The sequence below is a fragment of the Streptomyces sp. NPDC043176 genome, from assembly GCF_056436715.1.
In genome coordinates this window covers 203,030-226,959 of sequence record NZ_JBWKCA010000008.1, presented here as the reverse complement: position 1 = coordinate 226,959, position 23,930 = coordinate 203,030, and the positions used below count along the sequence as shown (strand labels likewise).

Genomic DNA, 23,930 nt, shown 5'->3' with positions numbered 1-23,930 from the left:
CGTGAACGGCCTCTCCACCATCCTGATCGTCGTCGGGCTCTTCCTGCTCGGCGGCATCTACTCCTTCGTCAAGCAGCAGATGCCCAAGGGCGTGATCGTGCTGGTCGCCCTCGGCGCCGCGATGTGCCTCGGCGCCGGCGTGCTGCGGCTGGACGTGTGGGCATGAGCGCGGCCTCCCCGAAGAAGGTCGTCGTCTTCGACTACGGCTTCGGCAACGTCCGCTCGGCCGAGCGCGCGCTCGCCCGGGTCGGCGCGGACGTCGAGATCACCCGCGACTACGACAGGGCGATGAACGCCGACGGACTCCTCGTCCCCGGCGTCGGTGCCTTCTCCGCCTGCATGAAGGGCCTCAGGGAGGCCCGCGGCGACTGGATCGTCGGCCGCCGCCTCGCCGGCGGCCGCCCCGTCATGGGCATCTGCGTCGGCATGCAGATCCTCTTCGCCCAGGGCATCGAGCACGGCGTGGAGAGCGAGGGCCTCGACGAGTGGCCGGGTACGGTCGAGCCGTTGAACGCCCCCGTCGTCCCCCACATGGGCTGGAACACGGTCGACGCGCCCGCCGACAGCCAGCTGTTCGCCGGCCTCGACGCCGACGCCCGGTTCTACTTCGTGCACTCCTACGCGGTGCGCGAGTGGACCCTGGAGGTCGGCAACAAGAACATCCGCGCTCCCAAGGTCACCTGGGCGACGCACGGCGAGCCGTTCGTCGCGGCGGTCGAGAACGGCGCCCTCTGGGCGACCCAGTTCCACCCCGAGAAGTCCGGCGACGCCGGAGCCCAGCTCCTCACCAACTGGATCGGAACCCTGTGACTGTGTCGTCCGACAGCGTGCTCGAACTCCTCCCCGCCGTCGACGTCCGCGACGGCCAGGCCGTCCGGCTCGTCCACGGCGAGTCCGGCAGCGAGACCTCCTACGGCTCCCCCCTGGAGGCCGCCCTGGCCTGGCAGCGGGCCGGCGCCGAGTGGCTCCACCTGGTCGACCTGGACGCCGCCTTCGGCACCGGCGACAACCGCGACCTGGTCCGCCAGGTCACCGAGGCCATGGACATCAAGGTCGAGCTGTCCGGCGGCATCCGCGACGACGCCTCGCTCGCCGCGGCCCTCGCCACCGGCTGCACCCGCGTCAACCTCGGCACCGCCGCCCTGGAGACCCCCGAGTGGGTCGCCAAGGTCATCGCCGAGTTCGGCGACAAGATCGCCGTCGGCCTCGACGTGCGCGGCACCACTCTGCGCGGCCGCGGCTGGACCCGTGACGGCGGCGACCTGTACGAGACGCTGGCCCGCCTCGACTCCGAGGGCTGCGCGCGGTACGTCGTCACCGACATCGCCAAGGACGGCACGCTGCAGGGCCCCAACCTGGAGCTCCTGAAGAACGTCTGCGCGGCCACCGACAAGCCCGTCGTCGCCTCCGGCGGCGTCTCCTCGCTGGACGACCTGCGGGCCCTGTCCGGCCTCGTCCCGCTCGGTGTCGAGGGCGCGATCATCGGCAAGGCGCTGTACGCCAAGGCCTTCACCCTCGAAGAGGCGATCGCGGCGGTGGCTGCCGTATGACCGACTCCGTGCGCAAGGTCGTCACCGGCGTGCCCTGGGAGGAGCAGTTCGGCTACTCCCGCGCGGTGGAACTGCCGGGCGGCCTGGTCCTGGTCTCCGGCTGCACGTCGGTGGTCGACGGCCAGATCGCCGACGGCGGGCCGTACGACCAGGCGATCAACTCCTTCGACGTGGCCCTCGGGGCGCTGAAGCAGCTGGGTCTGGGTGCCGAGCACGTCGTCAGGACCCGGATGTACCTCACCCACGCACGGGACGTGGAGGAGGTCGGCCGGGCCCACAAGGAGCTGTTCGACGCCGTCCGCCCCGCCGCCTCCATGATCATCGTCTCCGGCTTCGTCGACCCGCGCCTGGTCGTCGAGGTCGAGGTCGAGGCGTTCCGCCCCGGGGGACAGGGAGGCGGTGCCGCATGACACTCGCCGTACGCGTGATCCCCTGCCTGGACGTGGACAACGGACGGGTCGTCAAGGGAGTCAACTTCCAGAACCTCAGGGACGCCGGCGACCCCGTCGAGATGGCCAAGCTGTACGACGCCGAGGGCGCCGACGAGCTGACCTTCCTGGACATCACCGCCTCCTCCGGAAACCGGGAGACCACCTACGACGTGGTGCGCCGCACCGCCGAGCAGGTCTTCATCCCGCTCACGGTCGGCGGCGGCGTCCGGTCCGCCGAGGACGTCGACAAGCTGCTGCGGGCCGGCGCCGACAAGGTGGGCGTCAACACGGCCGCCATCGCGCGCCCCGAGCTGATCCAGGAGATCGCGGAGCGCTTCGGCCGCCAGGTGCTCGTCCTGTCCGTGGACGCGCGCCGCACCGAGTCCGGCTCCTTCGAGGTCACCACGCACGGCGGCCGCCGGGGCACCGGCATCGACGCCGTCGAGTGGGCGCACCGCGCCGCCGAGCTCGGCGCGGGCGAGATCCTGCTCAACTCGATGGACGCGGACGGCACGAAGGACGGCTACGACACCGAGATGATCGCGGCCGTGCGCAAGCACGTCACGGTGCCGGTGATCGCGTCCGGCGGTGCCGGCAAGCTCTCCGACTTCGCGCCGGCCGTGGCGGCGGGCGCGGACGCGGTGCTCGCGGCCTCCGTCTTCCACTTCGGCGACCTGCGGATCCCGCAGGTCAAGGAAGCGCTGAGGGAGGCGGGCCACCCAGTCCGCTGACCGGAGGTCCCGCTTCCGGGAAGGGCCCCCGCGGGGGCCCTCTCTCTTCCCCGAACGTGCAGGATTTTTTGTGCAAATTATGTTGCGCAAGTTTTCCTTTGTATCTACGGTCGTGGACATGACCTCGCAGGAGAACCGCCGCATCGACGACCTCGGCACCCTGAAGGCCATCGCGCACCCCCTGCGCATGCGCCTCTACCGGGCCCTGTTCGTGGCCCGCACCGCCACCGCCTCCCAGCTCGCCGAGCAGGTCGACGAGGCCGTCTCGCTCGTCAGCTACCACCTGCGCAAGCTCGCCGAGCACGGCCTCATCGAGGAGGCCGAGGCGCAGTCCGCCGACGGCCGCGAGCGCTGGTGGCAGCCGAGCTCGTACGGGGTGAGCATCCGCGACGAGGACGTCCGCGACAGCCCGGAACTGCTCGCCGCGAGCGACGCCGTCGGCCGGACCCTCGACGAACAGCGCACCGAGCTCCACCGCCGCTTCATGAACGAGCGGCTCACCTGGTCCGACGCATGGCGCTCGGCCGCGATCAGCTCCGAATGGCTGCCGCGCCTCACCGCCGGCGAGCTCGCCGCCCTGGGCGCGGAACTCGACGCGCTCCTCGAGAAGTACGACCAGCGGGCGCGCGCCGCCGAGGCCGCCGGCGACACCGAGGGCCGCGAGAACGTCGCCGTCCACCTCCACGGCTTCCCCTACCGAGGCTGAGGGGCGACGACCATGACCACGACCGCGACCGCCCCTGCCGCCGCAGGCCGCCCCGCCCACCGCAGCCCCCAGGTCCTGCGCTGGCTCGGCGCCTACACGGCCTCCACCCTCGGCGACAGCGTCTACTACCTCGCCCTCTCCTGGACGGCCGTCAGCAGCGGCACCCCCGCCCAGGCCGGGCTCGTCATGGCCGTCTCCGCCGTGCCCCGCGCACTGCTCCTGCTCGTCGGGGGAGCGATCGCCGACCGCCTCGGCCCCCGCCGGGTCGTCATCGCCTCCGACGCCGTCCGCGCCCTGGTCGTCCTCGGCCTCGCCGCGACGCTGTTCCTCACCAGGCCCGGCCTCGGGGCGCTCGCCGCCGTCGCCCTCGTCTTCGGCGTCGTCGACGCCCTCTTCCTGCCCGCCGTCGGAGCCCTGCCGCCCCGCATCGCCGACCACGACCAGCTCGCCCGCGTCCAGGGCATGCGCGGCCTCGCCCACCGGCTCGGCGCCGTCCTCGGCGCCCCGCTCGGCGGGCTCGCCGTCGCCCTCGGCGGCGCCGCCACCGCCTTCGGCATCGCAGGGATCCTCTTCGCCCTGTCCCTGCCCCTGCTCGGCGCGCTCGAGCTCCGCCCGCTGCCGCACGAGGAGCGGGCGCCCGGCAGCACCGCCCTGAGCGACCTCGCCGCCGGTCTGCGCCACCTTCGCGGCCACCGGACGCTCGGCCCGCTGATGATCGTCGTCCTCCTCGCCGACCTCGGCTTCGCCGGCCCCCTCAACGTCGGCCTCGCGGTCCTGTCCGACCAGCGCGGCTGGGGCGCCGCCGGCATCGGCTGGGTCCTCGCCGGCTTCGGCACCGGCGCCGGCAGCGCCTCCCTGCTGCTGACCGTCAAGGGCCGCGTCCCCCGCGCCGGCGCCGTCATGGGCTGGACCATGGTGCTCGGAGCCGTATCGATCGGCGCCCTCGCCCACGTACCCGGGTTGGCCCTCGCCGGCCTCGTCGCGGTCTCCATCGGCCTGCTCGCCGGACTCTCCGGAGCCCTCTGCAACGCCCTCGTCCAGACCGAGTGCGACCCCGCCTACCTCGGCCGGGTGAGCGCCGTCTCCAGCCTCGGCAGCCTCGGCATCGCCCCGCTGAGCTTCCCGGTCACCGGCGCGGCCGTCGGCCTCTGGGGCCCCGGCCCGGTCTTCGTCGTCAGCGCGGCGGTCTGCACCCTGTCCGGCGCGTACGCCCTTCTGGTCCCTGCCCTCCGCCGCGCGGAACTGCCGAAGTAGCCCCGAACCGCCGAAGCGGCCCGCTCCGCCGAGTAGCCCCGAACCGCCGAAGCGGCCCCGAGTGGCCGAGTGGCCCCGCGTGGCCGGGTGGCCCCGCTCCGCCGCAGCGGCCCGCTCAGATCCCCAACTGCTTCGTCTCCCGCAGCCGCTCGATCGCCTCCGGCTCCCCGTCCAGGGCCACCTTCGCCGAGTCCTGGCGCCCGTACAGGTACATCACGAGCTCGCCCGGCTCCCCGGAGGCCGTCACCACCGGGGTGCCGCGGTGGGCCACCACCGTCTGCCCGTCCGGACGGCGCAGGACCAGGCCGACGGGGGCCTTGCGACCCAGCAGGCGGGCCATCCGCTCCAGACGGGACCAGAGGGCGTCGGCGAAGACGGGATCCAGCTCGCGCGCCGACCACTCGGGCTGGGCCCGCCGCACGTCCTCCGCGTGGACGTAGAACTCGACGACGTTCGCCCCCTCGTCCACCTGCTTGATGGTGAACGGGGAGAACCGCGGCGGCCCCGTACGGATGAGCCGGATCAGCTCCTCGTACGGCTTGTCCGCGAACTCGGCCTGCACCCGGTCCTGCCGCTCCCGCAGCGCCGGTACCAGGGAACCGGCCGCCGCGTCCGGCCGCCGCTCGCGCACCACCACGTGGGCCGCGAGGTCCCGGGTCCGCCAGCCCTCGCAGAGCGTCGGGGCGTCCGGGCCCGCCGCCTCCAACAGATCGGCGAGCAGAAGCCGTTCACGTTTCGCATGGGTCGACATGCTCGCCAGCGTACGACCGGGACGCCCGGTCCGCCCAGTGGACGCCCGGCCGGACACCGCCCCGGACCACGGCACAATGACGCCATGAGCAGCAATCTCGACCCGGCCGTCTCCGCCCGGCTCAAGCGCAGCCCCGACGGGCTCGTCCCCGCCATCGCCCAGCAGTACGACACCGGCGAGGTGCTGATGCTCGGCTGGATGGACGACGAGGCCCTGCACCGCACCCTCACCACCGGCCGCGCCACCTACTGGTCCCGCAGCCGCCAGGAGTACTGGGTCAAGGGCGACACCTCCGGCCACGTCCAGCACGTCAAGGCCGTCGCCCTCGACTGCGACGCCGACACCGTCCTCGTCAAGGTCGACCAGATCGGGGCCGCCTGCCACACCGGCACCCGGACCTGCTTCGACACCGACGTGCTCCCCGTATCCCAGTAAGGTCTGGCGCCATGGATCTCGAGACGTTCCGCAAGCTGGCGGCCGACCGCCGCGTCATCCCCGTCAGCCGCAGGCTCCTCGCGGACGGCGACACCCCGGTCGGGCTCTACCGCAAGCTCGCCGCCGAACGGCCCGGCACCTTCCTCCTCGAATCCGCGGAGAACGGCCGCTCCTGGTCCCGCTACTCCTTCATCGGAGTCCGCAGCGACGCCACCCTGACCGTCCGGGACGGCGAGGCCCACTGGCTCGGCACCCCGCCCGTCGGCGTCCCCACGGACGGCGACCCCCTCGACGCCCTGCGCGCCACCGTCGAAGCCCTCCACACCCCCCGGGACCTCTCCGCCGGGATGCCCCCCTTCACCGGCGGCATGGTCGGCTACCTCGGCTACGACATCGTCCGCCGCCTGGAGCGGATCGGCGAGCACGGCCGCGACGACCTGGAGCTCCCCGAGCTCACCATGCTCCTCACCAGCGACCTCGCCGTCCTCGACCACTGGGACGGCTCGGTCCTGCTGATCGCCAACGCGATCAACCACAACGACCTGGAGACCGGCGTCGACGAGGCGTACGCGCACGCCGTCGCCCGCCTCGACGCCATGCAGGACGACCTCGCCCGCCCGGTCGCCACCGCGCCCACCGCCCTTCCGGCCTCCGAGCTCCCCCGGTTCTCCGCGCTCTGGGGCGGCCCGGCGTACCAGGCCGCCGTCGAGGACATCAAGGAGCGCATCCGCGCAGGCGAGGCCTTCCAGGTCGTGCCCTCGCAGCGCTTCGAGACCCCCTGCGCGGCCTCCGCGCTCGACGTCTACCGGGTCCTGCGGGCCACCAACCCCTCCCCGTACATGTACCTCTTCCGCTTCGAGAACGGCTTCGACGTCGTCGGATCCAGCCCCGAGGCCCTCGTCAAGGTCGAGGACGGGCAGGCGATGGTCCACCCCATCGCCGGCACCCGGCACCGCGGCGCCACCCCGCAGGAGGACCACGACCTCGCCGAGGAACTGCTCGCCGACCCCAAGGAACGCGCCGAGCACCTGATGCTCGTCGACCTCGGCCGCAACGACCTCGGCCGGGTCTGCGCGCCCGGCTCGGTGGAGGTCGTCGACTTCATGTCGATCGAGCGGTACTCGCACGTCATGCACATCGTCTCCACCGTGACCGGCCGGGTCGCCGAGGGGCGGACCGCCTTCGACGTCCTCACCGCCTGCTTCCCCGCCGGCACGCTCTCCGGAGCCCCCAAGCCCCGCGCGATGCAGATCATCGAGGAGCTCGAACCCTCCCGGCGCGGCCTGTACGGCGGCTGTGTCGGTTATCTCGATTTCGCCGGCGACGCCGACACCGCCATCGCCATCCGCACCGCCCTGCTCCGCGACGGCACCGCGTACGTGCAGGCCGGAGCGGGTGTCGTCGCCGACTCCGACCCCGTCGCCGAGGACAACGAGTGCCGCAACAAGGCCGCGGCCGTCCTCCGCGCCGTCCACACCGCCAACCGGATGAACGACAACTGAGGACGTAGGGGATAGTGGGGTACGTGAGTGCCGTACCCGTACCCCAGCCCCGGGCCGCCCGCGCGGCCGTCCCCACCGGCGGCCGCCGCAGCCTGGCCGCGGCCCTCCTCCTCGGCGCGCTCGGCGCCACCGTCGTCCTGATCTCCGCCGGCCAGATCTGGGCCGAGGGCACCGCGTCCGTCGGCGGCGGCAGCGTCCCCGTAGAGGCCGACGGCGGCGCCGTCACCGGCGTGCCGACCGCGCTCGCGATCGTCGGCCTCGCCGCCCTCTTCGCGGTCTTCGCCGTCCGCCGCACCGGCCGCACCCTCGTCGCCGCGCTCCTCGCGCTCAGCGGCGCCGGTGCCGCGCTCGCCGCGGTCCTCGGCGCCTCCGACAGCGCCGCCCTCGACGCCGAGGCCGCCCGCATCAGCGGCGACACCGCCGCCGCAGTGGCCGGCCTCACCCACACCGTCTGGCCGTACGTGACCGCCGCCGGCGCCGCCCTCATCCTGCTCGCCGGCCTCTTCGCCCTGCGCTTCGGCAAGAGCTGGCCGGCCATGGGCGGCCGCTACGAGCGCTCCGCAACCCCGCGCGGCGGCCGCACGGCACCCGCCACCGACCCCGACCGGCCCGAGGACCTGTGGAAGGCCCTCGACCGCGGCGAGGACCCCACGCACGGCGGCTGACAGGAGGACCGACCGCGACGCGTGATCGTCCCGGCACCCCCGATTCATCCTCGCGTGCCCACGTGCGGGACAATGAGCGCCGAGTGTCCGCGCACGCGAGACCTCACCATCGAGCAACTGCAACGAGGAGCAACTCATGGCGGGCAGCGCCCACGGACACACCCCGGCCGCCTGGACCGGTGTCATCATCTCCTTCATCGGCTTCTGCATCGCCGGCGTCTTCATGGTGGCCGCCAACCTGCCCGGTTTCTGGGCCGGCGTGGGTGTCATCCTCCTCGGCGGCATCGTCGGCGGCGCGATGAAGCTGGCCGGCCTCGGCATGCCGAAGGAGTCGGCGGCCGTCGCCGCCGCCCGCGAAGCGGCCACCGAGACCGCGCGGGCCCGTTCCTGACGCGACACGACGCACCCGAGGGCGCAGTCCGGCCGTGCCGGGCTGCGCCCTCGCGCGTCACGGGCGAGAATCACCGGGTGGACACGCACCCGACGGCCGGCGCCGCGACCGACGCTCCCCCCACCCGACCGGGTGAACCCACCCCACCGGGGGGCCCCGCAGCGGCGGGACCCGGGAGCGGGTGGCCCGGGAACGGGTGGTCCGCAGGTCCGGGTGATGCCGGGCCGGCGTCGTCCAGGCCGCTCGCGCGAAGGCTGCTCGCCCCGGTCGGGACGCTCGCGGGGGTCGCCGCCGCGTTCGCGTACGTCGGAGCCGTCGACCCCAACGAACCCGGGCACTACCCCGTCTGCCCGCTGCTCCGCTTCACCGGCCTGTACTGCCCCGGGTGCGGCGGACTCCGCAGCGCCCACGCCTTCGTCACCGGCGACCTGCCGGCCGCCCTCGGCGCCAACGCCCTGGCCGTCGTCGGCTACGGACTCTTCGCCGTCGTCATGGCCCTCTGGCTGATTCGTGCCGTCCGCGGGGTGCCGATGCGCCTCGCGATCGCCCCGGTCCGGTGGTGGGGGATCGGAGCCGTCCTCGCCCTCTTCACCCTGGTCCGGAACCTTCCCTTCGGCTCCGCGCTGGCCCCCTGAGCCCCGCCACAGGGCGCTCGGGGACCCCGACGGGAGTCCCAGCAGATGGGACGCCGCTCCGGCCGATGCGATTCCGGAGCCGTCCTGCGGATAGGATCGAAGTGGCTGAACCTGTTTCATCATCACCGTCCCGGAAGGGGGCCCCTCGCGTGAGTGTGCTCGACGAGATCATCGAAGGCGTACGCGCCGACCTCGCAGAGCGACAGGCGCGGGTCACCCTCGACGAGCTCAAGGAGCGCGCCGCCAAGGCGCCGCAGGCCAAGGACGGCGTCGCCGCACTGCGCGGGGACGGCGTCAAGGTGATCTGCGAGGTCAAGCGCTCCAGCCCGTCCAAGGGCGCACTCGCCGCGATCGCCGATCCGGCCGGACTCGCCGCGGACTACGAGGCGGGCGGCGCCGCCGTCATCTCCGTCCTCACCGAGCAGCGCCGCTTCGGCGGCTCGCTCGCCGACCTGGAGGCCGTCCGGGCCCGGGTCGACATCCCGGTCCTACGCAAGGACTTCATCGTCACCGCCTACCAGCTCTGGGAGGCCCGGGCGTACGGAGCGGATCTCGCGCTCCTCATCGTCGCCGCCCTGGAGCAGGAGGCACTCGTCTCCCTCATCGAGCGTGCCGAGTCCATCGGGCTGACCCCGCTGGTCGAGGTCCACGACGAGGACGAGGTCGAGCGCGCCGTCGACGCGGGCGCCCGGATCATCGGCGTCAACGCGCGAAACCTCAAGACCCTCAAGGTCGACCGCTCCACCTTCGAGCGCGTCGCCCCCGAGATCCCGGCGCACATCGTCAAGGTCGCCGAGTCCGGCGTCCGGGGCCCGCACGACCTCATCGCGTACGCCAACGCCGGCGCCGACGCGGTCCTGGTCGGCGAGTCCCTCGTCACCGGACGCGACCCGAAGGCCGCCGTCGCGGACCTGGTCGCCGCCGGCGCCCACCCGGCCCTGCGCCACGGCCGGAGCTGACCCCGCCATGACCCCCGTCCGCGCCACGCCGACCGCCCAGGGCCCCGCCCCGGGCGGCCCGGTCGTGCCCGCGGACGCCTCGGGCCGTCGCGGCCGGCTCCGTACCGCCGCGGCCCCCGTCTCCAAGCACGCCCCGCTGGCCAGGGGCTGCCGCCCGCGCGGCTGCCGCGCGCCCGCCCGCCGAGTCCACGGCCGCCGGGTCCGCTACGTCATCGGCTCCGAGCCGGGCCAGGTCAACGGCATGCGATGGCGCCCGCGCCTCGCGCGCACCTCTCTCCCCTCCGCCTAGCCACCCGTGGGCCCTCGCCCACGCCCTTGTGAGCCCGCGCCCCACCGTCGTGTGGGCCTTCGCCCGCTGCCGTGTGGGTGATCGTCCCGCTGGGCGGGACGGGTGGGCACACGGGACGGCGCCCTCGGCGGCGCCTCCGCCCCTCGTGCCCGGGCCCGCACCTTTGCGGCGTCGCACACCGGGCGCGGGTACAGGCCCGGAAGCCTGGGCCCGGCAAGGGGCGCCGCCCCGCTGTGCCCACCCGTTCCGCCCCAGCGGAACGACCGCCCACCACGGGCGGGGCACAAGGGCGGGCACCGCCCCGGCGGACCGCTCACCACGGGCGGGGCACAGCCCGGAGCGGCGGGCACGAGGGTGGGCACCGCCCCCGGCGGAACCGTCGCCGAGAACGTGGCGGGGCCGTACGCGAGGGGCTCGCGCGCATAACGTGACCACCGACCACACGTATCCCGGGGCGCCCGCCCCGCGAGGAGCATCCGCATGTCGAGCGAGTTCTTCATTCCGGACCTGGAGGGCCAGGTCCCCACCGTCGAGGGCTACTTCGGCGACTACGGCGGCAAGTTCATCCCGGAGGCCCTGGTCGCCGCCGTGGACGAGGTCGCCGTCGAGTACGACAAGGCGAAGGCGGACCCCGAGTTCGCGCGCGAGCTCAACGACCTGATGGTCAACTACACGGGCCGCCCGAGCGCCCTCACCGAGGTGCCCCGGTTCGCCGAGCACGCGGGCGGCGCCCGGATCTTCCTCAAGCGCGAGGACCTGAACCACACCGGCTCGCACAAGATCAACAACGTGCTCGGCCAGGCGCTGCTGACCAGGCGCATGGGCAAGACGCGGGTCATCGCCGAGACCGGCGCCGGACAGCACGGCGTGGCCACGGCCACCGCCTGCGCCCTGTTCGGCCTCGACTGCACCATCTACATGGGCGAGGTCGACACCCAGCGCCAGGCCCTGAACGTGGCCCGGATGCGCATGCTCGGCGCCGAGGTCATCGCGGTGAAGTCCGGCAGCCGCACCCTCAAGGACGCCATCAACGAGGCGTTCCGCGACTGGGTCGCGAACGTCGACAGGACGCACTACCTGTTCGGCACCGTGGCCGGCCCGCACCCCTTCCCCGCCATGGTCCGAGACTTCCACCGGGTCATCGGCGTCGAGGCCCGCCGCCAGATCCTGGAGCGCGCCGGACGCCTGCCCGACGCGGCGATCGCCTGCGTCGGCGGCGGCTCCAACGCCATCGGCCTCTTCCACGCCTTCGTACCGGACGCCGGCGTGCGCCTGATCGGCTGCGAACCGGCCGGCCACGGCGTCGAGACCGGCGAGCACGCGGCCACCCTCACCGCCGGCGAGCCCGGCATCCTGCACGGCTCGCGCTCGTACGTCCTCCAGGACGAGGAGGGCCAGATCACCGAGCCGTACTCGATCTCGGCCGGACTCGACTACCCCGGCATCGGCCCCGAGCACGCCTACCTCAAGGACAGCGGGCGCGGCGAGTACCGGGCCGTCACCGACGACGCCGCCATGCAGGCGCTGCGGCTGCTCTCCCGTACCGAGGGCATCATCCCGGCGATCGAGTCGGCGCACGCCCTCGCCGGGGCCCTGGAGGTGGGCAAGGAGCTCGGCAAGGACGCGCTGCTCGTCGTGAACCTCTCGGGGCGCGGCGACAAGGACATGGACACGGCCGCCCGCTACTTCGGGCTGTACGACGGGGAGGGCTCCAAGTGACGACCGGGAACATCCAGCTGCTGAGCGACACCCTCGCCAAGGCGAAGGCCGACAACCGGGCCGCGCTCATCGCGTACCTGCCGGCCGGCTTCCCGACCGTCGACGGCGGCATCGCGGCGATCAAGGCGGCCTTCGACGGCGGCGCCGACGTGGTCGAGGTGGGCCTCCCGCACAGCGACCCGGTCCTCGACGGGCCGGTCATCCAGACCGCCGACGACATCGCCCTGCGCGGCGGCGTCAAGATCGCCGACGTCATGCGGACGGTCCGCGAGGCCCACGAGGCCACCGGGAAGCCGGTCCTCGTCATGACCTACTGGAACCCGATCGACCGGTACGGCATCGAGCGCTTCACCGAGGAGCTCGCCGCGGCCGGCGGCGCGGGCTGCATCCTGCCCGACCTGCCGGTCCAGGAGTCCGCGGTCTGGCGCGAGCACGCCGACAAGCGCGGTCTCGCCACCGTGTTCGTCGTCGCGCCCAGCAGCAAGGACGAGCGCCTCGCCACCATCACGTCGGTCGGCTCCGGCTTCGTCTACGCCGCCTCGCTGATGGGCGTCACCGGCACCCGCGAGTCGGTCGGCGAGCAGGCCGCGGACCTGGTCCGCCGTACCAGGGCCACCGCCGAACTGCCGGTCTGCGTCGGGCTCGGCGTCTCCAACGCCACCCAGGCCAAGGAGGTCGCCGGCTTCGCCGACGGCGTCATCGTCGGCTCCGCCTTCGTGCAGCGCATCCTCGACGCGGACGGCGACGAGGCCGCCGGACTCGCCGCCGTAAGGGAACTGGCGGGCGAACTCGCCGAGGGTGTCCGCCGCGTTTCGTAACCCGTATGGGTGGATCTGAGACCGGGGAGGCACGTACGTGCCTCCCCGGTTCGTTCCTGAGGCGTGAGCGAGAAGAACCGTGGTGACGGTAACCGGAGCGCGCGGGAGCGCCTCCAGCAGCAGCGCGAGCGCGACAAGGCCCGCGAGAAGCAGCGGCGCGTCCTGATCGTGTCGGCGGCGGTGGTCGGAGTGCTCGGCCTCGCCGCGGTCGTCGGGGTGATCGCCGCCAGCGGCGACAAGGACGGCGGATCCGACAAGGCGGGCCCGGTGGTCGCGCCGACCGGATCGATCGAGGGCGACAAGCCCGCGATCCCCACGGGCCGGACGGACGCCCCCTCGACGCTCGCGATCTGGGAGGACTTCCGCTGCCCCGCGTGCGCCCAGTTCGAGAACGTCATGCGGGGCGCCATCCACGAGCTGGAGGCCTCCGGCGCGCTCAAGGCCGAGTACCACCTCGCCACCCTCATCGACGGGAACATGGGCGGCAACGGCTCGCTGCGCGCGGCGAACGCGGCCGCGTGCGCGCAGGACGCGGGGAAGTTCACCGCGTACCACGACACGCTCTACACCAACCAGCCCCCGGAGACGGACGACGCCTTCGGGAACAACGACAAGCTGGTCGAGCTGGCGGCGAAGGTGCCCGGGCTCGACACGCCGGCCTTCCGCAGCTGCGTCCAGGACGGCACGCACGACAGCTGGGTCGTGAAGTCGAACGAGGCCTTCCAGAACGGCGGCTTCCGCGGCACGCCCACGGTCCTCCTCAACGGCGAGTCGATCTTCCCGACCAAGGGGAACGAGCAGATCTCCCCGGAGAACCTGAAGAAGTGGGTGGCCGAGGCCAACAAGGGCAAGAAGCCCGGCACGGCCTCTCCCTCGGCCGGCTGAGCCGCTCCCGGCGGGGTTAGTTACCCATACGTTGCCGGGTGGGCTGCCGTCCCGCCCGCCCGGCAGGGTAGCGTCGGTCCTGCCATGGACCTTGCCTACATTCCCAGCCCGTCGACCGGCGTGATCCACCTCGGACCGATCCCGCTGCGCGGCTATGCCTTCTGCATCATCATCGGTGTCTTCGTCGCCGTCTGGTACGGCAACAAGCGCTGGATCGCCCGGGGCGGCACCGCCGGCACCGTGGCCGACATCGCCGTCTGGGCGGTGCCCTTCGGCCTCGTCGGCGGACGCCTGTACCACGTGATCACCGACTACCAGCTGTACTTCAGCGAGGGTGAGAACTGGGTCGACGCCTTCAAGATCTGGGAGGGCGGCCTCGGCATCTGGGGCGCGATCGCGCTCGGCGCCGTCGGCGCCTGGATCGGCTGCCGCCGCCGGGGCATCCCGCTCCCCGCGTACGCCGACGCCATCGCTCCCGGCATCGCCTTCGCCCAGGCCATCGGCCGCTGGGGCAACTGGTTCAACCAGGAGCTCTACGGCCGGCCGACCGACCTGCCCTGGGCCCTGAAGATCACCGAGGGCACCAACCGCGAGGCCGGGCTCTACCACCCGACCTTCCTGTACGAGTCGCTCTGGTGCGTCGGCGTCGCTCTCCTCGTCATCTGGGCCGACCGCCGCTTCAAGCTCGGCCACGGACGGGCCTTCGCGGTGTACGTCGCCGCGTACTGCGCCGGCCGCGGCTGGATCGAGTACATGCGCGTCGACGAGGCGCACCACGTGCTCGGCCTGCGGCTGAACGTGTGGACGGCGATCGTCGTCTTCGTCCTCGCGGTGGTCTACATCGTCGTCTCGTCGCGCCTGCGGCCGGGCCGCGAGGAGATCGTGGAGCCGAGGGCGGCCGAGAAGGACGCCAGGGCCGCCACGGAGGTCACGGACGCCACGGACGAGAAGTCCGGGCAGGACGCCGCCGCCGCGGACGGGCCGGTGGACGGCGAGTCCGAGGACACCACCCCGCACGAAGCCGCCGACAACGAGGAACACGGTGCCGACAACGGCGCCGGGTCGGCCGCCAAGGGCTGATCCTTCCGCTGCCGAGAGGGCCGCCGGGACCGACAGGTTCCGGCGGCCCTCTCGCGTGCCGGGTCAGACGGCGCGGGACGCGAGGGCGAGGACGCGGTGGGCGCCCTCCACCACCGCGGCGTCGACGAACCGGCCGTCGGGCAGGGCCAGGGCGCCCTGGTCGGTCACGGCCGCCGCGACGACCTCCCGCGCCGCGTCGACCTCCTGCGCGGTGGGCAGATAGGCCCGCTCGATGACCGGGAGCTGCCGGGGATGGATCGCCGCCCGGCCGAGGAAGCCCATCGCACGGCCCCGGGCGCAGCCGGCGGCCAGGGCGTCCAGGTCGCCGATGTCGGGGTGGACCGACTGGGCCGGGGGCGGGAGGGCGGCAGCGCGGGCGGCGACCACCACCCGGCCGCGCGACCAGTCGAGTCCGGCGTCCTCCCGCACCCCCAGGTCGACGCGGAGGTCGGCCTCGCCGAGGGCGACGCCGCGCACGGCCGGGTGGGCGGCGGCGATGGCGTACGCGTGCTCCACGGCGAGGGCGCTCTCCAGGAGCGGGTAGAGGGGGAGGCCGGGGGCCAGGCCGGCGATCCGGTGGATGTCAGTGGCGTGTGTCACCTTGGGTACACGGAGACCGCGGAGGCCGGGGAGGGGGGCCAGGGTGGGGATGTCGCGCCAGGAGTGGACGCGGACGTGCACCGGGACGGGGTGGGCGTCGGCGAGCAGATCGGCCGTGGCGTCGAGGGCGTACGCCTTGCGGTGCGGGGCGACCGCGTCCTCCAGGTCGACGATGACGACGTCGGCGCCGGACGACAGGGCCTTGGCGACGACCTCGGGCCGGTCGCCGGGGGCGTACAGCCAGGTGAGGGGCGTGCGGGTCCGGGCGAGACGGTCGACGCCGACGGTGCCGCCGCTCATACCGCACCCCGTTCCCGCAGGTCGTCGATCTCGGCGGGGGTGAGGCCGAGTTCGGTGAGGACGTCGGTGGTGTCCGCGCCGTGGGGACGGCCGGGCCAGCGGATGGCTCCGGGGGTCTCGGAGAGCCGGAAGAGGACGTTCTGCATCTTGATCGGGCCGAGCTCGGGGTCCTGCACCTCGGTGACCGTGCCGAGGGCCTGGTACTGCGGGTCGGTGACGACGTCCCGGACGTCGTAGACGGGGGCGATGGCCGCCTCCGCCTTCTCGAAGGCCGCCATCGCCTCGTCGCGGGTGTGGCGGGCGATCCAGGAGCCGACGGCCTCGTCCAGGACGTCCGCGTGCGCCGCCCGGCCCGTGCCGTCGGCGAACCACGGCTCGTCGATCAGCTCCGGGCGGCCGACCAGACGCAGCACGCGCTCGGCGATCGACTGGGCGGAGGTGGAGACGGCGACCCAGGAACCGTCGGCGGTCCGGTACGTGTTGCGCGGGGCGTTGTTGCGCGAGCGGTTGCCGGTCCGGGGCTGGACGTAGCCGAGCTGGTCGTACCAGAGGGGGTGGGGTCCGATGACGGAGAGCATCGGTTCGATGATCGCCATGTCGACGACCTGGCCGCGGCCGGTCGTGTTCCTGGCGGTGAGCGCGGTCATCACCGCGTACGCGGTGGCGAGGGCGGCGATCGAGTCGGCCAGGCCGAAGGGGGGCAGGGTGGGCGGGCCGTCGGGCTCGCCGGTGATGGCGGCGAAGCCGCTCATGGCCTCGGCGAGCGTGCCGAAGCCGGGACGGTGGGAGTACGGACCGAACTGGCCGAAGCCGGTGACCCGGGCGAGGACCAGCCGCGGGTTGACGGTGGAGAGCTCCTCCCAGCCCAGACCCCAGCGCTCCAGGGTGCCGGGGCGGAAGTTCTCCACGATCACGTCCGCGTCGGCGGCCAGCGCGAGCAGGGTGTCGCGGCCGCCGGCGGACGACAGGTCCAGGGTGATCGTCCGCTTGTTGCGGCCGAGGACCTTCCACCAGAGACCGACGCCGTCCTTGGCGGGGCCGTGCCCACGGGACGGGTCGGGCTTGCGGGGGTGCTCGACCTTGACGACGTCGGCGCCGAAGTCGCCGAGCATCATGGCCGCGAGCGGGCCGGCGAAGAGGGTGGCCAGGTCAAGGACGCGCAGCCCGTGGAGCGGCGCTCCGTCGGTGGGGGAGGCGGGGCTCGCCGGTGTGGCGGCCGGTGCGTGGACGGTCATGCGGAGTCGACCTCCAGGATGTCGGGGGAGAGGAAGGCCGCCTCGATCTCGACGCGGTACGGCATCGAGGTCGACGCGCCCTCGCGCTGGACGGAGAGCGCGGCGGCGGTCTGCGCCCAGGCGAGCGCCTCCGGGGCGGGCCTGCCCTCGCCGAGGGCGACCGCGAGGGCGCCGACGAAGGTGTCGCCGGCGCCGGTGGTGTCCACCGCGCGGACCCGGGGGGCGGGCACGGTGACCGGCTCGGCGTCGCGGGCCGCGTACAGGCTGCCGGCCGCGCCCAGGGTGATCACCACCTCGGGGACGTACCGCAGCAGGGCCTGGGCCGCCGCGTGGGGGTCGGTGAGTCCGGTGAGGGTGGCGGCCTCGTGCTCGTTGGGCACCAACAGGTCGGTGGCGGCGAGGAGTTCCGGAGGGAGCGGTTGGGCCGGGGCGGGGGTGAGGACCGTGCGGACGCCGAGCCGGCGGGCGGTGACGGCGCCCTCGACGACGACGGGGAGGGGGAGTTCGAGCTGGAGGAGCAGTGTGTCGGCGGTGCCGATGAGGGCCTCGTCGCCGTGGCTGAGGGAGGTGACGGCGCCGTTGGCGCCGGGGACGACGACGATCGCGTTGCCACCCTCGTCGTCGACGACGATGTGGGCCGTGCCGGAGGCGCCCTCGGCGGTGCGCAGGAGGTCGGTGTCCACCGCGCAGTGCTCCAGCGTGGCGCGGAGCCGTACTCCGAAGTCGTCCGCGCCGACCGCGCCGATCATCGCGACCTCGGCGCCCGCGCGGGCGGCGGCGACGGCCTGGTTGGCGCCCTTGCCGCCGGGGATCGTGCGGAACGCGCGGCCGGTGACCGTCTCGCCGAGGGCTGGGGCCCTCGGCACGTAGGCCACCAGGTCCATGTTCGTGCTGCCGAGCACGACGATGCTGGTCATGGGCGTACTGCCTCCGTGTGTGTCAGTTCGGCCAGCGTGTCGAAGCCGATGCCGTCGAAGGACGGGACCGACGTCGCCAGTCGGTTCTTGAGGGGAGTGGTCCACCGCTCCGGCAGCCGGTCGGGGTGCCCGGCCAGGAGGCCGGCGACCGAACCGGCGGTGGCGCCGTTGGAGTCGGTGTCCCAGCCGCCCGACACCGCCGCGCAGATGGTGCGGGAGAAGTCGCCGTCGCCGTGGGTGAGGGCGGCGGCGAGCACGGCGGCGTTGGGGACGGCATGCACCCAGTGGTACCCGCCGAGTTCGGTGTGCAGCCGGTCCACGACGGCGTCGAAGTCGGGTGTGGCGCGGGCCGTCGCGATGCCCAGCCGGACGGCCGCCGCCAGCCGCGAGCGCGGCGGGATCACCGCCAGGCCGGCGTCGAGCGCCCGGTGCACGTCGGCGGTGCCGGCCGCCGCCGTGGCCAGGGTCGCGGCGACGAACATGGCGCCGTACACCCCGTTCCCCGTGTGGGTGAGGGCCGCGTCCCGGTAGGCCTGCTCCGCGGCGGCCACCGCGTCGCCCGGGTGGGTCCAGCCGTGCACGTCGGCACGGATCTGGGCGCCGATCCACTCGCGGAAGGGATTGCGGTGGACGGCGGTCAGCGGGGGTTCGATCCCGTCGAGGAGGTTGCGGTAGGCGACGCGCTCGGCCGTGAAGGTGCGGCCCGCGGGGAGTTCGTCGAGCCAGAGGCGTGCGACGTCGGTGGTGGTGAAGCCGCGGCCGTGGCGCTGGAGGAGGAGCAGGTTGAGGAGGGGGTAGTTGAGGTCGTCGTCCTCGGGCATGCCGTCGATGTTCTCGGCCAGCGAGCAGGCGGCCGAGCGGCGGTTCCAGGGATGGGCGGCGAGCAGCTCCGGCGGGACGCCGCGGGCGGTGAACCAGGTGGTGAGGGGCCAGTTGCCGGCGGCGCGGGCGAGCGCGCGGATGGCGGGGAGGGGGAGCTTCTCGACGGGCTTGCCGAGGAGACAGCCGGCGGCGCGGCCCAGCCAGGCGGCGTGCAGGCGGCCGAGGAGCGCGGCGTCCGGCGCCGTGGGCCCGACGTCCCGTGGTGCCGCGGGCCCACCGCCCCGTGCCGCGGGCCCGGCACCCGGTGCCGTGGGGCGGCCGGTCGCAGCCAGGGCCCGGATGCCGGAGAGCGAGGCGGGCTCCCGCTTCGCGAGGGGGGAGGGGAGGGCCGCCAGGGCGTCCAGGAGGTCCTCGGCCAGGAGACGGAGGTGCGGGCGGGAGGTCTCGGAGGCCCCGGCGGACTCCGGGGCCGGCGGGCCCCCCGCCGCCGTCCAGCGGGCCGCGAGGGCGCGGGCGTCGCGGCCGTCCTCCGCGGCCTGCCGCAGTTCGTGGCCCACCAGGTCCTCCGGCTGGACCCAGGTCAGGCGGAGGCTCACCGGTCCGCGCTCGTCAGCGTCGCGAAGGCCGACTCGTGGGCGCGCCGCAGCGCGGTGTCGCGGGCGAAGATCTCGCGGGCCACCGTGGTCAGCGCCCTCGCCGGGGCCTGCAGGTCGAGTCGGCTGGCCTCCGCCACCCGCTTCGCCCACTCGGGGGGCACGGCGGACTCGCCGTGCAGGGCGCCGACGATCGCGCCGGCCATCGTGGCGATCGAATCGCAGTCACGGCCGTAGTTGACGGCGCCAAGGACCGTACGCCGGAAGTCGCCCTCGCCGACGAGCAGCATGCCCAGGGCGATCGGGAGTTCCTCGATGGAGTGGAGGCGGGAGGGACGGCGGGCACCGAGCGAGGGGGAGCGGTAGTCGGGGCCGACCGAGTCGAAGGGGGCCACGGCCCTGCGAAGGGGGGTGAGGGCGGATTCGAAGTCCGTGTGGCCGTCGGCGACTTCGGCGACCGCCTCGATCGCCGCGCGCGTTCCGTCCTTGGCGAGCGAGAGGGCCGCGCCGACCACCGAGGCCGGGGTGGCGCCCGGGGAGCAGGCCGCCGCGACGGCGGCCGCGAAGACACCGGCCGCCTCCCGGCCGTACGAGGACTGGTGGGCGCCGGCGAGGTCGATCGCCTCGGCGTAGGCGGCGGCGGGGTGGCCGGCGTTGACCAGGCCGACGGGCGCCATGTACATCGCGGCGCCGCAGTTGACGACGTTGCCGGCGCCCGCCTCGCGCGGGTCGACATGGCCGTAGTGGAGCCGGGTCACGATCCACTTCTCGGCGAGGAAGATCCGCTGGAGCGGGAGCGCCTCGGCCTCCAGCTCGGGGATCCAGACGGGGGAGCCCATCAGTTCGGGCACGAGGTGGTCCGCGACCGCGTACGCGTCGAGGTGGCCGCGGACCTTCTCGTACACCCTGATCAGGGCGTGGGTCATCAAGGTGTCGTCGGTGACGTGCCCGTCGCCCTTGTGGTACGGGGCGATGGGGCGGGCGGTGCGCCAGTCGCCGCCGTTCCAGGGGCCGACGATCCCGGTGACGCGGCCGCCGTGGCGTTCCAGGATCTGTTCCGGCGTGTAGCCCTCGACGGGGCCGCCGAGGGCGTCGCCGACGGCGGCCCCGACGAGGCTTCCGGTGATCCGGTCATCCAGTGTGGGTCCGTCCGGCGCGAGCACGTCCTGTGTGGGTGTCATGTCGGAATTGTCCACCTGGGATGTCCGGTTCCGTGGCTCCGAGCAGCCCGGCGAGTTCCACCAGGTCCGTACCCGCGAGCCTGGGGAGCGCGCAGCCCGCCAGCGTCCGGCAGGCCTCCCGCCAGCTCGGCGGGACCGAACGGCCGCCGCCCAGCGCGCCGGTGAGCGCGCCCGCGAGCGCCGGCGCCGAGTCGGCGACCCGGGAGAGGCAGGCGGCGGCCGGTACCGCCGACGTCATCTCGCCCCGGGCGGCGGTCGCGAGGGCCAGGGCGACGGGGACGGTCTCGGCGGCGGCGATGCCGTAGCTGTAGACGTGGTCCACGATCTGGTGCTCCAGGAGCGGGACCAGCTCGAACGCCGAACCGGCGGTCTCGGCCAGCTTCAGCGCGTGCCGGGCGTTGCGGCCGATCTCGGTGACCGGCGGGAGTTCGGCGATCGCCGCCCCGACGGCCTCGTCGACCGACGCCCCGCCCAGCGCCGCCGCGACGGCCGCCGCCGTCGCGCGGGCGCCGTGCACGCCGTCGCCGTCCTGCGTGTACCGGGCGTCGAACTCCGCGAGTTCGGCGGCGGCGCGGGGGTCGCCGGGGTGGACGACCGCGAGGACCGCGGCGCGGACGCAGGCGGCGTCGTCGAAGAAGTGCGGGTTGTCGTGACCGGTGGCGGGCGGGCGCAGACCGGTGGCGAGGTTCCCGAGGCCCGCGCGGACCGAGATCCGGGCGCGGAGGGGGAGCACGGCCGACTCGACCTCGGGCGCGCGCTCGGCCGCGGCGGCGACCTGGCCCGCGAGGGCGTTCCACGCCAGGTCCACGGCGGCCCGCAGCCGGCGCTCCGGGGGGAGGCCCGCGAAGACCGGTCCCGCCGAGGCGAGGACCGCCTCGGCCGTGAACACCGCCCACTCGGCGTCGTCCGATGGGCCGAGACGGAGCGGCTCGGGGGGCTGGTTGAGGGCGATGGGCACGGGGAGGGTCGTCGTCGCGTTCTGCTCCGCGAAGGTGTCGAGTTCGCGGGTCAGACGGCGGGTCCACTCCGGCATGCGGGCGGCGCGGTGGCGGGCGGCCGGCCATCCTGCGGCGTCGCCCGCGGCGATCCCCAGGAGGAGGCCCTCGACTGCGTCGCGGGCGGGGCGGTGCGGGGCCTCGGGGCGGTGCGGGCCCTCTTGGGGGCCGCCCCATGAGCCGGTGCCGCGGACGGGGGCGGCGGGAGGCGCGTCCTGTGGGACACCGAGCACGGGGCCGGGTCCCGGCGACGCGGGCTGTGCCCACCCGCCCCGCCCTGGGGGGCGATGGTCCACAGCGGGGTCGGGGGCGGTGTCGGCGGCAGTGGCCGAGGTGGGGGCAGAGGTGGCGTTCGTCAGGTCTGCGCTCATCAGGCGTCTGCTTCCGGGGTGAGGAGGTCGGCGATGTCGAGGACGTGGTAGCCGCGCATGGAAGGGAGGCAGCTGCCCGTCACGGGCGCGATGGCGGAGGCCCAGTCGTGCGGGATGGAGCCCAGGCCGCCGGCCGCACCGGCGAGGGCGCCGGCCACGGCGGCCGTGGTGTCGGCGTCGCGGCCCATGTTGACGGCGGTGAGGACGGCCGTGCGGAAGTCGCCGCGGGCGGCGGCGAAGGCGCCGAATGCGAGGCCGACCGCCTCCGGGGCGAGGTCCGTCCAGGGGTAGCCGCCGATGACGACGGCGGAGCGGACCTGGCGTTCGCGGGTGAGGGGGTCGGGCTGGACGCGCTGGGCGGCGACGACCGCGCGGCGCAGGGAGCGCGCGGTCCAGGAGTCCATCGGTACGACGGAGAGGGCGGCGGCGATGACGGAGGTCACGCCCGCGCCGCCCATCGCCGCGGCGACGCCCGCCGCGACCGCCTGGCCGCCGTAGATGCCCTCGCCGTCGTGGCTGACGCTGCCGTCGATGGCGACGAGGCGGGCGGCCTCCGCCGGGCGGCCGGCGGCGAAGACGCCGAAGGGCGCGGCGCGCATGGCGAGTCCGTCGCTCCAGGCGTGCCGGTGCTGGGCGGAGATGGGGGCGGCGAGCCCCCGGCGGAGGTTCTCCAGGGTGCCGCGTTCGGAGAACCCGGCGCCGCGGAAGGGGCCTTCGTCGAGGTCGGCGATCCAGTGGTGCCAGGCCCGTTCGACGTGCTGGACGGTGAGGGCCGAGCCGTGGCGGGCGAGGAGGAGGGCGGAGAAGACCGCGTACTCGGTGTCGTCGGTGCCGGCCGGGCTGTCCGTGACGAAGCCTTCGATGCGGCCCCAGCGGCGGCGGATCTCGGAGGGGCGCATGTTCTCGGCGGGCGCGCCGAGCGCGTCGCCGACGGCGAGGCCGAGGAGCGCCCCCCTCGCCCGTTCGCGCGTGTCGCATGCCGTGGTGGTCACCATCTCGCGGCCCCTTCCTCGGGTGGGGCGCGCGGTCGGCGCCCCGATGCCTGCATCTGTGCCACCGCGGGCCGCGAACTCGCCGAAGAAACGTCTCTGTCACCCGGCTGACACCGCGCCAGAATCCGGTACCCCAGGTGAGGGCGGCCTTAGTAAGTACGGCCTGCCTTGCTGGCGGACCCCTTACATCGGGCGTATTTTCGAGGGTGTTGGGGGCGGCGGGTGTATCCCTGCCCGCCGGAACGAGGGGAGAGCCATGTCCATCATCGAAGCTCAGGCGCCACTGCACGAGGCCCACCGGGACAACCACACCCACCGGGACGTGAACGGCGGCTGGCTGCGCCCGGCGGTGTTCGGCGCGATGGACGGACTCGTCTCCAACCTCGCCCTGATGACCGGTGTCGCGGGCGGTTCGGTCTCCTCGCAGACCCTCGTCATCACCGGCCTGGCCGGACTCGCGGCCGGCGCCTTCTCGATGGCCGCCGGCGAGTACACCTCCGTCGCCTCGCAGCGCGAGCTCGTCCAGGCGGAACTGGACGTCGAGCGCCGCCAGTTGCGCAAGCACCCGGTCGACGAGATGGAGGAGCTCGCCGCGCTCTACGTCTCGCGCGGCGTCGAGCCCGCGCTCGCCCGCGAGGTCGCGATGCAGCTGTCGAAGGACCCCGAGCAGGCGCTGGAGATCCACGCCCGCGAGGAGCTCGGCATCGACCCGGACGACCTGCCGTCGCCGATGGTCGCCGCGGTCTCGTCCTTCGGTTCCTTCGCGCTCGGCGCGCTGCTCCCCGTGCTGCCGTACCTGCTCGGCGCGACCGCTCTGTGGCCCGCCGTGCTGCTCGCGCTCCTCGGCCTCTTCGCCTGCGGGGCGCTGGTGGCGCGGGTGACCGCCCGCGGCTGGTTCTTCAGCGGAATGCGCCAGCTCGTCCTCGGCGGCGCCGCCGCGGCCGTCACGTACGGGCTCGGCATGCTCTTCGGGGCGGCCCTGTAGCCGCGCCCGCCCGGCGTCCGCCCGGCGCCCGCTCCGTGCCTGTGCGGGCCCGGTGCGGATTCCGTGGCGGGGTGGATCCCGTATCCGCGGCGGCGCGGATTCCGTACCCGTACAGAAGACCGAGGGGCCCCCTGGAGG

At 74.2% G+C, this 23,930-nt stretch carries 27 protein-coding genes; 19 read left to right on the top strand and 8 right to left on the bottom strand.

Annotation, left to right across the window (positions count from 1 at the left end):
* Window position 1 precedes the first annotated feature (1 nt).
* The 7 genes from AC067A_RS16120 to AC067A_RS16090 all read left to right on the top strand — a co-directional run bounded on the left by AC067A_RS16120 (window position 2) and on the right by AC067A_RS16090 (window position 4,672).
* Complete coding sequence (locus AC067A_RS16120; RefSeq protein WP_367825727.1) at window positions 2–166, top strand: hypothetical protein; 165 nt, start codon at window positions 2–4, stop codon at window positions 164–166.
* The gene (hisH, locus tag AC067A_RS16115; protein ID WP_478620141.1) at window positions 163–810 is read left to right on the top strand and encodes an imidazole glycerol phosphate synthase subunit HisH; all 648 of its coding nucleotides are present in this window, start codon (window positions 163–165) and stop codon (window positions 808–810) included. Before AC067A_RS16120 ends, hisH begins: the two co-directional genes overlap by 4 nt.
* Before the next feature lie 2 nt (window positions 811–812).
* Window positions 813–1,550: a bifunctional 1-(5-phosphoribosyl)-5-((5-phosphoribosylamino)methylideneamino)imidazole-4-carboxamide isomerase/phosphoribosylanthranilate isomerase PriA gene (priA, locus tag AC067A_RS16110; RefSeq protein ID WP_478620138.1), complete on the top strand. Its 738-nt coding sequence runs from the start codon at window positions 813–815 to the stop codon at window positions 1,548–1,550.
* Window positions 1,547–1,960: a RidA family protein gene (locus AC067A_RS16105; RefSeq protein ID WP_478620136.1), complete on the top strand. Its 414-nt coding sequence runs from the start codon at window positions 1,547–1,549 to the stop codon at window positions 1,958–1,960. Before priA ends, AC067A_RS16105 begins: the two co-directional genes overlap by 4 nt.
* Window positions 1,957–2,712 carry an imidazole glycerol phosphate synthase subunit HisF gene (gene hisF / locus AC067A_RS16100; RefSeq protein WP_478620133.1) on the top strand — a complete coding sequence of 252 codons (756 nt, stop codon included), beginning with the start codon at window positions 1,957–1,959 and terminating at the stop codon, window positions 2,710–2,712. The genes AC067A_RS16105 and hisF overlap by 4 nt, the downstream gene beginning before the upstream one ends.
* A gap of 118 nt (window positions 2,713–2,830) precedes the next feature.
* Entirely contained in the window at window positions 2,831–3,418 is a 588-nt protein-coding gene (locus AC067A_RS16095; RefSeq protein ID WP_478620130.1) for an ArsR/SmtB family transcription factor, read from the top strand.
* Window positions 3,419–3,430: 12 nt separating this feature from the next.
* Window positions 3,431–4,672, top strand: a complete 1,242-nt coding sequence (locus tag AC067A_RS16090) for an MFS transporter (protein WP_478620127.1) — start codon at window positions 3,431–3,433, stop codon at window positions 4,670–4,672.
* Between the two features lie 115 nt (window positions 4,673–4,787).
* Here the strand turns inward: AC067A_RS16090 and AC067A_RS16085 are convergent, their stop codons facing one another.
* Entirely contained in the window at window positions 4,788–5,423 is a 636-nt protein-coding gene (locus AC067A_RS16085; RefSeq protein WP_478620124.1) for a TIGR03085 family metal-binding protein, read from the bottom strand.
* 84 nt (window positions 5,424–5,507) lie between these two features.
* On the opposite strand from AC067A_RS16085, the gene hisI reads away from it, so the two are divergent.
* From hisI to lgt, 11 genes are all read left to right on the top strand, one after another.
* Window positions 5,508–5,858: a phosphoribosyl-AMP cyclohydrolase gene (gene hisI, locus AC067A_RS16080; RefSeq protein WP_478620123.1), complete on the top strand. Its 351-nt coding sequence runs from the start codon at window positions 5,508–5,510 to the stop codon at window positions 5,856–5,858.
* A gap of 11 nt (window positions 5,859–5,869) precedes the next feature.
* Window positions 5,870–7,360: an anthranilate synthase component I gene (locus AC067A_RS16075; RefSeq protein ID WP_478620120.1), complete on the top strand. Its 1,491-nt coding sequence runs from the start codon at window positions 5,870–5,872 to the stop codon at window positions 7,358–7,360.
* A 14-nt stretch (window positions 7,361–7,374) separates the two neighbouring features.
* Complete coding sequence (locus tag AC067A_RS16070) at window positions 7,375–8,025, top strand: TIGR02234 family membrane protein (protein ID WP_478620118.1); 651 nt, start codon at window positions 7,375–7,377, stop codon at window positions 8,023–8,025.
* A gap of 136 nt (window positions 8,026–8,161) precedes the next feature.
* Window positions 8,162–8,416 carry an HGxxPAAW family protein gene (locus AC067A_RS16065; RefSeq protein WP_478620116.1) on the top strand — a complete coding sequence of 85 codons (255 nt, stop codon included), beginning with the start codon at window positions 8,162–8,164 and terminating at the stop codon, window positions 8,414–8,416.
* Between the two features lie 77 nt (window positions 8,417–8,493).
* Window positions 8,494–9,051, top strand: coding sequence for a DUF2752 domain-containing protein (locus AC067A_RS16060; RefSeq protein WP_478620114.1), 558 nt, complete (start codon window positions 8,494–8,496; stop codon window positions 9,049–9,051).
* Between the two features lie 149 nt (window positions 9,052–9,200).
* Entirely contained in the window at window positions 9,201–10,010 is an 810-nt protein-coding gene (gene trpC / locus AC067A_RS16055; protein WP_471168899.1) for an indole-3-glycerol phosphate synthase TrpC, read from the top strand.
* A gap of 7 nt (window positions 10,011–10,017) precedes the next feature.
* Window positions 10,018–10,299 (top strand): tryptophan biosynthesis modulator TrpM, encoded by a 282-nt coding sequence (gene trpM, locus AC067A_RS16050; protein WP_478620109.1) that lies wholly within the window; start codon window positions 10,018–10,020, stop codon window positions 10,297–10,299.
* 480 nt (window positions 10,300–10,779) lie between these two features.
* On the top strand, window positions 10,780–12,018 hold the full coding sequence (trpB, locus tag AC067A_RS16045) for a tryptophan synthase subunit beta (protein ID WP_478620106.1): 1,239 nt from the start codon (window positions 10,780–10,782) through the stop codon (window positions 12,016–12,018).
* On the top strand, window positions 12,015–12,836 hold the full coding sequence (gene trpA, locus AC067A_RS16040) for a tryptophan synthase subunit alpha (RefSeq protein WP_478620104.1): 822 nt from the start codon (window positions 12,015–12,017) through the stop codon (window positions 12,834–12,836). Before trpB ends, trpA begins: the two co-directional genes overlap by 4 nt.
* A 63-nt stretch (window positions 12,837–12,899) precedes the next feature.
* A complete protein-coding gene (locus tag AC067A_RS16035; protein ID WP_478620101.1) occupies window positions 12,900–13,721 on the top strand; it encodes a DsbA family protein in 822 nt (273 codons plus the stop codon).
* 84 nt (window positions 13,722–13,805) lie between these two features.
* Entirely contained in the window at window positions 13,806–14,801 is a 996-nt protein-coding gene (gene lgt, locus AC067A_RS16030; protein WP_478620099.1) for a prolipoprotein diacylglyceryl transferase, read from the top strand.
* Window positions 14,802–14,864: 63 nt separating this feature from the next.
* Here the strand turns inward: lgt and AC067A_RS16025 are convergent, their stop codons facing one another.
* The 7 genes from AC067A_RS16025 to AC067A_RS15995 are packed head-to-tail and all read right to left on the bottom strand — an operon-like array spanning window position 14,865 to window position 22,810.
* Window positions 14,865–15,701 carry an HpcH/HpaI aldolase/citrate lyase family protein gene (locus AC067A_RS16025; protein ID WP_478620096.1) on the bottom strand — a complete coding sequence of 279 codons (837 nt, stop codon included), beginning with the start codon at window positions 15,699–15,701 and terminating at the stop codon, window positions 14,865–14,867.
* On the bottom strand, window positions 15,698–16,936 hold the full coding sequence (locus AC067A_RS16020) for a CaiB/BaiF CoA transferase family protein (protein WP_478620094.1): 1,239 nt from the start codon (window positions 16,934–16,936) through the stop codon (window positions 15,698–15,700). Before AC067A_RS16020 ends, AC067A_RS16025 begins: the two co-directional genes overlap by 4 nt.
* Entirely contained in the window at window positions 16,933–17,853 is a 921-nt protein-coding gene (gene rbsK, locus AC067A_RS16015; protein ID WP_478620092.1) for a ribokinase, read from the bottom strand. The genes AC067A_RS16020 and rbsK overlap by 4 nt, the downstream gene beginning before the upstream one ends.
* On the bottom strand, window positions 17,850–19,271 hold the full coding sequence (locus AC067A_RS16010) for an ADP-ribosylglycohydrolase family protein (RefSeq protein WP_478620089.1): 1,422 nt from the start codon (window positions 19,269–19,271) through the stop codon (window positions 17,850–17,852). The genes rbsK and AC067A_RS16010 overlap by 4 nt, the downstream gene beginning before the upstream one ends.
* Window positions 19,268–20,449 carry an ADP-ribosylglycohydrolase family protein gene (locus AC067A_RS16005; protein ID WP_478620087.1) on the bottom strand — a complete coding sequence of 394 codons (1,182 nt, stop codon included), beginning with the start codon at window positions 20,447–20,449 and terminating at the stop codon, window positions 19,268–19,270. The genes AC067A_RS16010 and AC067A_RS16005 overlap by 4 nt, the downstream gene beginning before the upstream one ends.
* Window positions 20,400–21,815, bottom strand: coding sequence for an ADP-ribosylglycohydrolase family protein (locus AC067A_RS16000; RefSeq protein WP_478620084.1), 1,416 nt, complete (start codon window positions 21,813–21,815; stop codon window positions 20,400–20,402). The genes AC067A_RS16005 and AC067A_RS16000 overlap by 50 nt, the downstream gene beginning before the upstream one ends.
* On the bottom strand, window positions 21,815–22,810 hold the full coding sequence (locus AC067A_RS15995) for an ADP-ribosylglycohydrolase family protein (protein ID WP_478620081.1): 996 nt from the start codon (window positions 22,808–22,810) through the stop codon (window positions 21,815–21,817). Before AC067A_RS15995 ends, AC067A_RS16000 begins: the two co-directional genes overlap by 1 nt.
* A 253-nt stretch (window positions 22,811–23,063) precedes the next feature.
* On the opposite strand from AC067A_RS15995, the gene AC067A_RS15990 reads away from it, so the two are divergent.
* Window positions 23,064–23,792 carry a VIT1/CCC1 transporter family protein gene (locus AC067A_RS15990; protein WP_478620078.1) on the top strand — a complete coding sequence of 243 codons (729 nt, stop codon included), beginning with the start codon at window positions 23,064–23,066 and terminating at the stop codon, window positions 23,790–23,792.
* Window positions 23,793–23,930 lie beyond the last annotated feature (138 nt).

Bases quoted from the DNA above. Each gene is read 5' to 3' on its own strand.
- hisH (WP_478620141.1), top strand. From the start codon at position 163: ATGAGCGCGGCCTCCCCGAAGAAGGTCGTCGTCTTCGACTACGGCTTC.
- AC067A_RS16105 (WP_478620136.1), top strand. From the start codon at position 1,547: ATGACCGACTCCGTGCGCAAGGTCGTCACCGGCGTGCCCTGGGAGGAG.
- hisF (WP_478620133.1), top strand. From the start codon at position 1,957: ATGACACTCGCCGTACGCGTGATCCCCTGCCTGGACGTGGACAACGGA.
- AC067A_RS16095 (WP_478620130.1), top strand. From the start codon at position 2,831: ATGACCTCGCAGGAGAACCGCCGCATCGACGACCTCGGCACCCTGAAG.
- AC067A_RS16090 (WP_478620127.1), top strand. From the start codon at position 3,431: ATGACCACGACCGCGACCGCCCCTGCCGCCGCAGGCCGCCCCGCCCAC.
- AC067A_RS16085 (WP_478620124.1), bottom strand. From the start codon at position 5,423: ATGTCGACCCATGCGAAACGTGAACGGCTTCTGCTCGCCGATCTGTTG.
- hisI (WP_478620123.1), top strand. From the start codon at position 5,508: ATGAGCAGCAATCTCGACCCGGCCGTCTCCGCCCGGCTCAAGCGCAGC.
- AC067A_RS16075 (WP_478620120.1), top strand. From the start codon at position 5,870: ATGGATCTCGAGACGTTCCGCAAGCTGGCGGCCGACCGCCGCGTCATC.
- AC067A_RS16065 (WP_478620116.1), top strand. From the start codon at position 8,162: ATGGCGGGCAGCGCCCACGGACACACCCCGGCCGCCTGGACCGGTGTC.
- trpM (WP_478620109.1), top strand. From the start codon at position 10,018: ATGACCCCCGTCCGCGCCACGCCGACCGCCCAGGGCCCCGCCCCGGGC.
- trpB (WP_478620106.1), top strand. From the start codon at position 10,780: ATGTCGAGCGAGTTCTTCATTCCGGACCTGGAGGGCCAGGTCCCCACC.
- lgt (WP_478620099.1), top strand. From the start codon at position 13,806: ATGGACCTTGCCTACATTCCCAGCCCGTCGACCGGCGTGATCCACCTC.
- AC067A_RS16025 (WP_478620096.1), bottom strand. From the start codon at position 15,701: ATGAGCGGCGGCACCGTCGGCGTCGACCGTCTCGCCCGGACCCGCACG.
- AC067A_RS16020 (WP_478620094.1), bottom strand. From the start codon at position 16,936: ATGACCGTCCACGCACCGGCCGCCACACCGGCGAGCCCCGCCTCCCCC.
- rbsK (WP_478620092.1), bottom strand. From the start codon at position 17,853: ATGACCAGCATCGTCGTGCTCGGCAGCACGAACATGGACCTGGTGGCC.
- AC067A_RS16005 (WP_478620087.1), bottom strand. From the start codon at position 20,449: ATGACACCCACACAGGACGTGCTCGCGCCGGACGGACCCACACTGGAT.
- AC067A_RS16000 (WP_478620084.1), bottom strand. From the start codon at position 21,815: ATGAGCGCAGACCTGACGAACGCCACCTCTGCCCCCACCTCGGCCACT.
- AC067A_RS15995 (WP_478620081.1), bottom strand. From the start codon at position 22,810: ATGGTGACCACCACGGCATGCGACACGCGCGAACGGGCGAGGGGGGCG.
- AC067A_RS15990 (WP_478620078.1), top strand. From the start codon at position 23,064: ATGTCCATCATCGAAGCTCAGGCGCCACTGCACGAGGCCCACCGGGAC.